Source organism: Pseudoduganella sp. RAF53_2, from assembly GCF_052113985.1.
Lineage (GTDB): Bacteria > Pseudomonadota > Gammaproteobacteria > Burkholderiales > Burkholderiaceae_D > Rugamonas.
In genome coordinates this window covers 1-1,398 of sequence record NZ_JBFRDW010000997.1, presented here as the reverse complement: position 1 = coordinate 1,398, position 1,398 = coordinate 1, and the positions used below count along the sequence as shown (strand labels likewise).

The following is a 1,398-nucleotide window of genomic DNA, read 5'->3' as shown; positions in this document are numbered from 1 at the left end:
GTTGATGGACCCACGGCAGCATGACGACGGTCGCAGCCAGCAGCGGCATCAGCAGATAATAGAGATAGGCCTTGCCGACGCTGCCATCAAAGCCGAAGCGAATGCCGCGGTAGCTGGTGTTATGCAGTTTGAACTGCAGGCTTTTCCAGACCAGGTAGGGCATCACGCAAGCCATGACGGCCGCCATCACCAGCGCCGCGGTGATCGAAGTGCGCACCGCCGCGTGGTAGCCGCCGACAAGAATCAGCGCAGCAATACGGCCTTTCAGAATGGCCTTGGGGTTGCCGTGGTATTCGAAGCTGCTGCCGGCCAGGCGGGCGCTTGAGTAAAAGTACTGGTTGCTGCGCACCTTGGCCCACGCTGAATAAATGCCGAGGGTAACAATCGTCAGCAAGACGTTGACGATCCAGATGCGGAAGTATTCGCTGCCGGTCGCCGAAAAGGTCAGCTGCTGTTCGCCGTCTTCCGTCGACTGTTCCTGAACTGCCAGGTTCTGCATCTTGCTCTCCTGTTACATGAAATATAAGCAAAATGCCTTCTGGCACAAATGTTGTCAATGRGAAATCTCAATTTAGCAAAGCAAGTGTGCACGACTGTGACAATGTGAGAGTTAGTTGATGGCTACGCCCAGGATTGCGCTGAGATTGTGGCGCCGCACTAATGTAAAATGGCGGGATTTTCCCCGCTCCATATTAGTAGGTAGCCAATGCTAGACAATCTGACACAGCGCCTTGCCAAGGTCGTCAAGACCATGCGTGGTGAAGCGCGCCTGACCGAGTCCAACACCGCCGAGATGCTGCGCGAAGTGCGCCTGGCGCTGCTGGAGGCGGACGTGGCCCTGCCGGCCGWGCGCGAATTCATCGCCAAGGTCAAGGAAAAGGCCCTCGGCGAGGAAGTGATTTCGTCCCTGACGCCGGGCCAGGCCCTGGTCGGCGTGGTGCAGCGCGAGCTGGCCGCCCTGATGGGCGCCGACCTCGGCCCGGAAGCGGCCAAGCTCAGTTTTGCCCAGCAGCCGCCGGCGATCATCCTGATGGCCGGTCTGCAGGGTGTGGGTAAGACCACCACCGTCGGCAAACTGGCCAAGTACCTCAAGGAACAGAAGAAGAAAGTGCTGACCGTGTCGGCCGACGTGTACCGTCCCGCCGCAATCGCCCAGCTGCAATCGGTGACCCAGCAGGTTGGCGCCGACTTCTTCCCGTCCACCGCGCAGGACAAGCCGGTCGATATCGCCCTGTCCGCCCTGGACTGGGCCAAGAAGCACCACCATGAAGTGCTGATCATCGACACCGCCGGCCGCCTCGGTATCGACGAAGAAATGATGAAAGAGATCGCGGCCGTGCACGGCGCGGTCAAGCCGATCGAAACGCTGTTCGTGGTCGACGCCATGCTGGGCCAGGA

At 59.8% G+C, this 1,398-nt stretch carries 2 protein-coding genes; one reads left to right on the top strand and one right to left on the bottom strand.

Annotated features, from left to right (window positions below; translation table 11 throughout):
• Positions 1-499: DUF898 family protein (locus AB4Z11_RS31770; protein ID WP_442030170.1), on the bottom strand; the 499-nt coding region annotated here is incomplete at its 3' end.
• A gap of 207 nt (positions 500-706) precedes the next feature.
• Between AB4Z11_RS31770 and AB4Z11_RS31765 the strand changes: the two genes are divergently transcribed.
• On the top strand, positions 707-1,398 hold a 692-nt coding region (locus AB4Z11_RS31765; protein ID WP_442030168.1), incomplete at its 3' end, for a signal recognition particle receptor subunit alpha.